Here is an 8,473-nt window from a genome sequence, read left to right on the forward strand (position 1 = left end):
GTACTACGCTATGCTTTAGGTTGGCAATATATCTCTGGTTTTGCGTAAGTCCTAATTCTGTATGTATGTCTATTTTTTTAATAATCCTCTAAAGTCTTTTGCTCGAACAAGGCAGTGATGAGTGTTTGCCTTTGATTATAGGAAAGTAAAGATATGACAAAATAATGACTTTATTAAAAAAAATTACCTTCTAGCATAAATTTGTTGTACAGTAACTTTAAGTTTCATTTTGATAAATACCAGCAACAATCGTATGGATGCGAGATAGTAAGGTCAGCCAATTGCCAGACCTATGTCGTCCAAGCGCTCATTTAACTTTGTGATAAAAGGATGTTTTTCATGACTTACTTCTTTTCTAAACCGTTGACTTTAGCTGCATTGGTAGCATTGGCTTTGACAGGTTGTAATAATAGCAGCGAAACCAGCACCGATGCGCCAGCAGATGATAGTGCCACGTCAGAGAGCATGAATGGTACGCTACAAAAAATCAAAGACTCTGGAACTATTGTTGTTGGTCACCGTGATTCCTCTATCCCATTCTCTTATATCGCTGACGATCCGAATCAGCCTATTGGTTATGCACACGATTTGGAAATGAAAGTCGTTGATGCTGTCAAAGAAAAGCTAGATATGCCAGATCTACAAATTCGTTATAACTTGATTACCTCACAAACACGTATTCCACTGGTGCAAAACGGCACAGTCGATTTTGAGTGTGGCTCAACGACCAATAACGAAGAGCGTCAAAAACAAGTCGCGTTTTCTAATGGTTTCTTTGAAATTGGTACGCGCCTATTAACCAAAAAAGATTCTGGTATCCAAGAGTTTGAAGATCTAAAAGGCAAAACGCTAGTCACTACAGCAGGAACGACCTCAGAGCGTTATATTCGTCAGTACAATGACGAAAATAGTATGGATATCAATATCATATCTGCCAAAGATCATGGTGAAGCTTTCTTGATGTTAGAGCAAGGCCGTGCCGATGCCTTTATGATGGATGATGTACTGCTCGCTGGTGAAAAAGCCAAAGCGAAAAATCCTGATGAATGGGTCATCGTTGGTCAGCCTCAGTCGTTTGAAATCTACGGCTGTATGATGCGTAATGACGATCCAGAGTTCAAAGCAGTGGTTGATGAAGCATTGGCCAACGTCTTTAGTTCGGGCGAGATTAACAGTATTTATGACAAGTGGTTCTTGAACCCAATCCCACCAAAAAACGTCAATCTAAATTTTGAGATGTCTGACAACCTAAAAGCATTGATTGCCAATCCGCATGACAGCGCACAGCCAAAAGAAGTAGAGGCACAGTAGTTATCGTCCTTCAACCTAGCTTGCTTACGTGTTCAGATGGAAATTTATTGTCCATTTGGCACGTAAGATTTTCAATTGCTATTCGGAGAGACAAATCATGAATTATAGCTGGAACTGGGGTGTGCTCTTTGAGCATACGGGCATTGGTAGCGAGCTTTATATCCATTGGATGATTACTGGTCTCGGCTGGCTGTTATTAATTGGTAGTATTGCGTGGGCTATTGCTATGGTAGTGGGTACCATCTTTGGCATCATGCGCACCTTACCCAATAAACCCGCTCGTGCTATTGGTACGGCTTATGTCACGTTTTTTCGTAATATTCCATTGCTTGTACAATTATTCTTTTGGTTTTATATTGCCCCAGGCTGGCTCACACCTGCAATACAAGACTGGTGGTATAAGGATTTATCTCCCAATACCTCAGCCATGCTATCAGCGAGTATTGGTCTTGGCTTATTTACTGCGGCTCGTATCGTTGAGCAAGTACGTACTGGTATTGAGTCATTACCTGATGGGCAGGTCAATGCAGCCTACGCACTCGGCTTTAGTATTCCTCAAGTTTATAAAGAAGTTCTGTTACCGCAGGCTTTTAGAATTATATTACCACCGCTCAGCTCTGAGCTTACCAATTGCTTCAAAAACGCTTCGGTTGCTTCTTTAGTAGGTGTCATGGAGCTGATTAGTCAAACCAAAACTATCAGTGAATATACTCAAAACAGCATCGAGATCTATACTTACGCAACGATTATTTATTTGGTCTTCAACTTATCCTTGATTGCTATTATGGGTTTGATTGAGCGTAAACTACGCGTGCCTGGTTTGATTGCAGGAGGTCAAAAATGAATATGATGACCGAATTAGCCACAGCTTATCCTGGTTTGATGAGTGGTATGATCACCACCTTAAAAGTATTGTTTTTAGCGATACTTGGTGGTATCAGTCTGGGTACCGTATTGGCATTGATGCGTTTGTCTGGTATCAAGGTGTTAGAGATACCCGCAAAGCTATACGTCAATTATTTCCGCTCAGTGCCGTTGCTGTTGGTATTGCTATGGTTCTACTTTGCGGTACCGATGATTTATTTTTGGGTGGCAGGTAAGTATTTACAGTTAGATGCTGCGTTTGCGTCTTGTGTGGTTGCCTTTATGATGTTTGAGGCGGCTTACTTTTCAGAAGTGGTACGTGCTGGTATTCAATCCATTGGTAGCGGACAGGTCAATGCTGCTAAAGCACTAGGCATGACTTATGGGCAGACCATGCGCTTGGTGATTTTGCCGCAAGCGTTTCGCAAGATGCTGCCGCTTATTTTGCAGCAATGTATTATCTTGTTCCAAGATACTACCTTGGTATTTGCGATTGGTTTGACGGATTTTTTCCGTGCTGCTTACGTGCGAGGAGAGTTGATGGGTTTACTCACACCTTATATATTAGGTGCTGGCGCTGTCTATTTTGTGATTAGTGTCAGTGCTTCTATTGGTGTACAACAAATTCAAAAGCGTTTACGGTTCTAATAGATTTTTGCCCCAGATTTTTTAGTTTTAAGGTGCCGCTTTAGTATTTGTTTTACCTTTTTAAATATTGATTATCAAGAATAATGTGGTTAGGAGCCAGTAATGAGCAATGCTGATACGTACGTAAATGCCTTTGGTGGACTGGTTACCAATAGTGGTCATGCTAGTGACGAGATGGTGGTTGAAATTGCTAATGTCAGTAAGTGGTATGGTGACTTTCAAGTATTGACTGACTGTACGGCGCACGTGCATAAAGGGGATGTCGTCGTCGTTTGTGGACCATCGGGCAGCGGTAAATCGACCTTAATCAAAACGGTCAATGGGCTTGAGCCTTTTCAAAAAGGTGACATCATGGTCAATGGTATCTCTGTCGGTGACCCAAAGACCAATCTGCCCAAACTGCGCAGCCGCGTAGGTATGGTGTTTCAGCATTTTGAGTTGTTTCCGCATTTGACGATTATCGATAATTTGACAGTCGCGCAAATCAAAGTATTGGGACGTAAAGAATCTGAAGCCAAGCAAAAAGCCATGGCCTATCTAGACCGTGTGGGTCTAACCGCGCAAGCGGCCAAGTATCCGGCAGAACTGTCTGGTGGTCAGCAGCAGCGGGTAGCGATTGCACGTGCGCTAGCGATGGATCCTGTGGCGATGCTATTTGATGAGCCAACCTCGGCGCTTGATCCTGAGATGATTCAGGAGGTGCTCGATGTGATGGTTGAGTTGACTCGTGATGGTATGACGATGATGTGTGTGACGCATGAAATGGGTTTTGCCAGTCAGGTAGCCAATCGTATTATCTTTATGGATGAAGGTCATATCGTAGAAAACTGTAGCAAAGATGAATTTTTTGAAGGAGCAAAGAGTGATCGTGCTCAGCAGTTCTTATCAAAGATTCTCAATCACTAACACTATATTTAGCTTCTTCATACTTTCAAGCGTCTATTAATAGGCGCTTTTTTTGTGGCGATAGATTGATATATTTAACTACCATATCGATATGGTTGACTGTATAAGTGAATAGCTGTTTACTGATACAATAACGGTCAATATTCTAACAATTAAAATAATCTATTATCTATATCGGAGCTAATATGAGTGTAGAACAATCAAATAATGGTATCGTGATTATTGGTGCAGGTTTGGCGGGCTGGCATGTGATCGATGCCATTCGGGCAAAAGACAAAGATATTCCGATTACGTTGGTGACCGCTGATAGTGGTGATCGTTACCACAAGCCAATGTTGACCATGGCGATTAGCCAAAAGAAAAGTGCAGCAGACTTGGTTAGAGCAACTGGCATTGATGCCGCAGAAGCGGCAAATGTTAAGCTGCTTGCCAATACGCAAGTAACGGATGTTGATGCTGCCACCCAGCAGTTGCAGCTTGTCTCTGCACTGCGCTCAGATCCTGTTTATACCAATTACGCCACGATCGGCTATGACAAGCTGGTGCTCGCTATGGGTGCGCATCCTATTTTCCCCAAAAGCTTGCCAGAAGATTTGGTATGGCATGTCAATCATATTGAGCGCTTTGGACAGCTACAAGAAAAGCTAGCCACTGGCAGTCAGCACGTTGCTATCGTCGGTGCGGGCATGGTTGGGACGGAGATTGCAGAGGACTTACTAAAAGCTGGTCATCAAGTGACGCTCATTGATTTAAACGATGCGCCACTATCACAAATGCTACCGCCAAAAGCGACGGCTCGTATCGCTCAAGCGGTGAAGTCACAAGGCATTAACTTTTTAGGCGGTTATCAGGTATCTGCTATTACTCGTATCAGTGATGGCACCAGTGAAGATAGCGATGGACAGTTACAGGTCAGTTATGAGGCACTGCCATCAGCGGCAGAAAACAGTGCTGCTGAGCCAATCGAGCCACTTATTGTCGATCATGTGATTGCCAGTACAGGTCTGACCGTTGATGATCAATTGCCTGCTGCTGCTGGTGTGGAGTTCGACCGTCGTACGGGTATCGTAGTCGATGCGTCAACATTGCGTACCAATACATCCAATATTTATGCCATTGGTGATTGTATGTCTATCGATGGCGTACCTTGCCGTTATGTAGCACCGTTGCGTGCGCAGGCTGCTACTATTGCTGATGATGTGTTGGGCCTAGACCATGATGGCTATGCTCATAAGCCACCAATGATTCGCCTAAAAAATAAAGCAATCTCTGTCATGGTGACAGGCGTACCAAAAGCGACTGGCAACTGGCAGGTTAAGACAGAGAGTGATGAAGAGTTGGTGATGGAGTTGGTAGGTGACAATGATACGATGACTGCCGCGGTCACTATCAAGTTTCCTGTTAAATAAAACACTGATAGCGTGGCATAATAAGTTAGTAATAATCGAATTATGTTTACCATGAAAATCAAAAATGTGCTACGTTATGTCTCTCATAGCGTGGCACTTTTTAATGACTGATGAATAACTGAAATAAAAGACTTATATCATGATCCGTAAACTACATACCAAGCTAGACTTTAAGACCATTTCTTCCTTACTAACCAACATAAAATCTATCGGTGCTAATAGCCTGTTAGTCACTATGTTTGGATTGTTTACGATGATAGCAAGCACAACGCCTGCACAGGCAGAGCTAGTTGATTTGTCTAGTCCTGAACCCGTTATTAAGTTTGCTAGTCAAGATGCTAGCTGGTTGAGACCGCCAAATTTTGATCGAGCTGTTAGTTCTATAGATAAATTCATTAATTGTGCGTATTATTTCGATGGGGACGATTTAAAGCCTTGTGGAAACAGGCTTTTCAAAATGGTTTTTTCCTTGCGCGTTGATACGCAAGGTAGTATCAGAAATGTAAAAGTGATTGAGAGTAGTGGTATAACAAATATAGATAGACGGGTGGCTAGAGAGCTTAAATCAGCTCGTTTCAAGCCTTTTTTAAGAGAAGGAAAGGCTGTAGAAGGTAGGGTTGATATACCAATTACATTTAGAGCACCGTAACTCTCGTATTTGAACATAACAAAAAGTAGGTCGATTAAGACGTCCTGCTTTTCAGTTTTTATTCTATAACAGCTGACAGCATAAGATGCAGACAATTGATTATCATGAAAATATTGTGTGAGATTATTTATATTATGACTCGTAAACTATATACTAAGCCAGACGTTAATACCGTTTCTTCTTTACTAACCAACATAAAATCTATCGGTGCTAATAGCCTATTAGTCACTATGTTTGCATTGTTTACGATGATAGCAAGTACGATGCCTGCACGGGCAGAGTTGATTGATTTGTCTGAATCAGAGCCAGTTACTCAAGTTCCTACTAATAATGTATCTTGGGTGAAAATGCCTAGATTTAGAATCGAACCTCATTGTATAAATACTATGAGTAATGGCACCAAACTCAATATTTTGTTAGATGTATCGGTTGATAAGCAAGGCAAAATTACTGATGTAAAAATCAAAAAAAGCAGCGGTAGTTCATGCTTGGATAGAAGTGCTATCCAACAGGTAAAATATGGTCAAATGAAGCCATTTATGACTAAAGGGAAAGCCGTAAGAGCAAGGTTTAGCTTACCTATTAGATATGTAGTACCGTAGGTAGTAACAGAGAATTTATGTGTTTTTAAACCAAAAAAGCAGTACGCCTCAGACGTACTGCTTTTTTTCTAACTTATGAAAGCTCATAACACCTGCTACTGGCTATTTACTATGATCAAAATATCGTGCCAGACCATTTAACAACAAGTCATCACGCAGGCGAACAGGGCGATTGACATGCTGGGCGATAATGGCTGCATCACCACCCGTCATTATCAATTCAAAGTTAGGGTGACGATGGCTAATCTCATTGATGGCACCGACAATTGACAAGAGTATACCGCGATGTACCGCATCCTGTGTGGTCATACCTTGACTGACACTATCAAAAGTACCGTTAGAGATGGTGATTTGCTTGGTACCAGAAAACAACGATTCACGTTGTAGGTAGATGCTAGGAAATATATAACCACCTAAGTGCTCAGCATGATCGATCAAATCAATCGTCACCGCTGTACCGCAGCCAATCACACACTGGCGTTTTTTCTTATCCACCGCGCCCAGCATCTGTAGCCAACGATCACAGCCTAGCTGTTCATCATTATAGGCGCTCTTCATGAGCGGATGTGCTGCATCAACGTTGACAAATTTAAACGGAATATTTAGACGGCTTAAAGTCTCCGCTACCTTAACATTTAGCTCGTCACCTAGTACCGATGAGATACCAATAAAATCAGGGGCAAAACGCTCAAAGCGATCTGTCAGACCCATCAGTAATTCGGCGGGTGCTTGCAGATGTTGTTTTGCATCATGTGTGACTATCTGACCGATATCATCGGTGAGCCAGTATTTTAGGCGGGTATTTCCAAGATCAAGCCAGAGCATAAAATTCCCTTTAGTACTCGTTGATTAAACGATTAAGCCGTTTGAATAACGTCAATGCGTCCAGTAAAAAGAGCAGAAATCTTACCGCTATCTTGGCGCAATTGCAAACATCCATGTGTATCGATACCACAAGCGTAGCCTGTAAGTATATTTGTTTGACCGTTATGCTCTTGGGTTACCCGTAATCGCAGCTCGCGCAATGCATCCATCGAGTCAAACTGCTTTAAAAACCTATCCAGATAATAACTATGGCCCGTTGATTTTTCTATACTTAGGTACTCAAAGCACGTCATGGCGCTCATTAGTGCCTGACTCATTTGCTGATAGAGTTCACGTAAGTCTGTTATATAGTCGGTTTGTATTTTTGGCTGTAGCGTCTCAGCAATATCTTGTAAGCTAATCGCTTGATAACTCATGCCTTCAGCGGTTTGTGCTGTGAGCTTTGGTGTCGCTCGTACATTGAGTCCCACACCTATGACCACCCCAACCAGCTTGCCTGCTTGCGATACAGGTTCGATCAGAATGCCTGCGAGTTTATGAAATGGCAGCGTCTGGTTGTCTAATGTCGTATTATGCACATTCGTGTTACCTAAAGTAGACTGGCCTTGAGGTCGATGTTTGCTCTGGTAAAAGCCCAGATCATTTGCCCATTTTACGCCGATAGGTGTGAGTCCTTGTACTAGCAACTGCTCATTTAGTATTTGGATAACGGGCATTTGTGCCAGTTCAACACCGATGATTAATGACAGCAGTCCGCTAACGGGCAAGTGCACAGGATGGTAGAGAGACAGGTAAGCATTGCCAGGTGGTGACTGCCATGAGCGTCCGTGTTGCCCACGACCAGCGCTTTGGGTCTCAGCCGTTAATAAGTGCATCTCGGTCGCATCTAATGTACCGTCTTGTATGGCGTCTATCAGCTCACTATTGGTAGAGGCGCTACTCACGATATGACGATGATTTAGCATAGGCGAATGATTAAGTCGTAGTGACTTTGATGAAGCGTTAAATGGCTGGTTAGATATCGGCATAAGTTTATTCTATTTAGGTTAGCTAAGATAATCTTTGGGTGGTGTATCAGAAAGTATGCTGAGGAGATAAAAGGAGGGTGACAGCCAAAGCAAGATGATATATTTGAGGTTATGAAGACACAAATAGATATCAGCTGCCCCGACTGTCACAGTCCCAGTTTAAAGAAAAACGGCAAAAAAAGCTATGGCAAGCAGAACTACCAATGCAAGGACTGCAAACGACAATTTATT

Annotated in this window: 10 protein-coding genes; 8 read left to right on the forward strand and 2 right to left on the reverse strand. The window is 42.4% G+C overall.

Annotated elements, in window-relative coordinates:
- Positions 1-339 precede the first annotated feature (339 nt).
- The 7 genes from EI164_RS12780 to EI164_RS12810 all read left to right on the forward strand — a co-directional run bounded on the left by EI164_RS12780 (position 340) and on the right by EI164_RS12810 (position 6,389).
- Positions 340-1,311: a glutamate/aspartate ABC transporter substrate-binding protein gene (locus tag EI164_RS12780; protein ID WP_192520332.1), complete on the forward strand. Its 972-nt coding sequence runs from the start codon at positions 340-342 to the stop codon at positions 1,309-1,311.
- 97 nt (positions 1,312-1,408) lie between these two features.
- The gene (locus EI164_RS12785) at positions 1,409-2,155 is read left to right on the forward strand and encodes an amino acid ABC transporter permease (protein WP_192520333.1); all 747 of its coding nucleotides are present in this window, start codon (positions 1,409-1,411) and stop codon (positions 2,153-2,155) included.
- A complete protein-coding gene (locus EI164_RS12790; protein ID WP_192520334.1) occupies positions 2,152-2,823 on the forward strand; it encodes an ABC transporter permease subunit in 672 nt (223 codons plus the stop codon). Before EI164_RS12785 ends, EI164_RS12790 begins: the two co-directional genes overlap by 4 nt.
- A gap of 174 nt (positions 2,824-2,997) precedes the next feature.
- The gene (locus EI164_RS12795; protein ID WP_225739285.1) at positions 2,998-3,729 is read left to right on the forward strand and encodes an amino acid ABC transporter ATP-binding protein; all 732 of its coding nucleotides are present in this window, start codon (positions 2,998-3,000) and stop codon (positions 3,727-3,729) included.
- A 185-nt stretch (positions 3,730-3,914) separates the two neighbouring features.
- Positions 3,915-5,138, forward strand: a complete 1,224-nt coding sequence (locus EI164_RS12800) for an FAD-dependent oxidoreductase (RefSeq protein ID WP_192520335.1) — start codon at positions 3,915-3,917, stop codon at positions 5,136-5,138.
- Positions 5,139-5,277: 139 nt separating this feature from the next.
- Positions 5,278-5,787, forward strand: a complete 510-nt coding sequence (locus tag EI164_RS12805; RefSeq protein ID WP_192520336.1) for an energy transducer TonB — start codon at positions 5,278-5,280, stop codon at positions 5,785-5,787.
- Positions 5,788-5,921: 134 nt separating this feature from the next.
- Positions 5,922-6,389, forward strand: coding sequence for an energy transducer TonB (locus tag EI164_RS12810; protein WP_192520337.1), 468 nt, complete (start codon positions 5,922-5,924; stop codon positions 6,387-6,389).
- A gap of 102 nt (positions 6,390-6,491) precedes the next feature.
- On the opposite strand, the gene EI164_RS12815 is transcribed toward EI164_RS12810, so the two are convergent.
- Positions 6,492-7,214 (reverse strand): pantothenate kinase, encoded by a 723-nt coding sequence (locus EI164_RS12815; protein ID WP_192520338.1) that lies wholly within the window; start codon positions 7,212-7,214, stop codon positions 6,492-6,494.
- Positions 7,215-7,246: 32 nt separating this feature from the next.
- The gene (locus tag EI164_RS12820) at positions 7,247-8,242 is read right to left on the reverse strand and encodes a biotin--[acetyl-CoA-carboxylase] ligase (RefSeq protein ID WP_192520339.1); all 996 of its coding nucleotides are present in this window, start codon (positions 8,240-8,242) and stop codon (positions 7,247-7,249) included.
- Positions 8,243-8,353: 111 nt separating this feature from the next.
- Here EI164_RS12820 and EI164_RS12825 point away from each other — a divergent pair.
- The coding region (locus EI164_RS12825) for an IS1 family transposase (protein ID WP_192520340.1) at positions 8,354-8,473 on the forward strand (120 nt) is incomplete at its 3' end.

Source organism: Psychrobacter sp. FME13 (genome assembly GCF_014861395.1).
Lineage (GTDB): Bacteria > Pseudomonadota > Gammaproteobacteria > Pseudomonadales > Moraxellaceae > Psychrobacter.

Bases quoted from the DNA above. Each gene is read 5' to 3' on its own strand.
- EI164_RS12800 (WP_192520335.1), top strand. From the start codon at position 3,915: ATGAGTGTAGAACAATCAAATAATGGTATCGTGATTATTGGTGCAGGT.
- EI164_RS12810 (WP_192520337.1), top strand. From the start codon at position 5,922: ATGACTCGTAAACTATATACTAAGCCAGACGTTAATACCGTTTCTTCT.
- EI164_RS12820 (WP_192520339.1), bottom strand. From the start codon at position 8,242: ATGCCGATATCTAACCAGCCATTTAACGCTTCATCAAAGTCACTACGA.
- EI164_RS12815 (WP_192520338.1), bottom strand. From the start codon at position 7,214: ATGCTCTGGCTTGATCTTGGAAATACCCGCCTAAAATACTGGCTCACC.
- EI164_RS12780 (WP_192520332.1), top strand. From the start codon at position 340: ATGACTTACTTCTTTTCTAAACCGTTGACTTTAGCTGCATTGGTAGCA.
- EI164_RS12795 (WP_225739285.1), top strand. From the start codon at position 2,998: ATGGTGGTTGAAATTGCTAATGTCAGTAAGTGGTATGGTGACTTTCAA.
- EI164_RS12785 (WP_192520333.1), top strand. From the start codon at position 1,409: ATGAATTATAGCTGGAACTGGGGTGTGCTCTTTGAGCATACGGGCATT.
- EI164_RS12790 (WP_192520334.1), top strand. From the start codon at position 2,152: ATGAATATGATGACCGAATTAGCCACAGCTTATCCTGGTTTGATGAGT.
- EI164_RS12805 (WP_192520336.1), top strand. From the start codon at position 5,278: ATGATCCGTAAACTACATACCAAGCTAGACTTTAAGACCATTTCTTCC.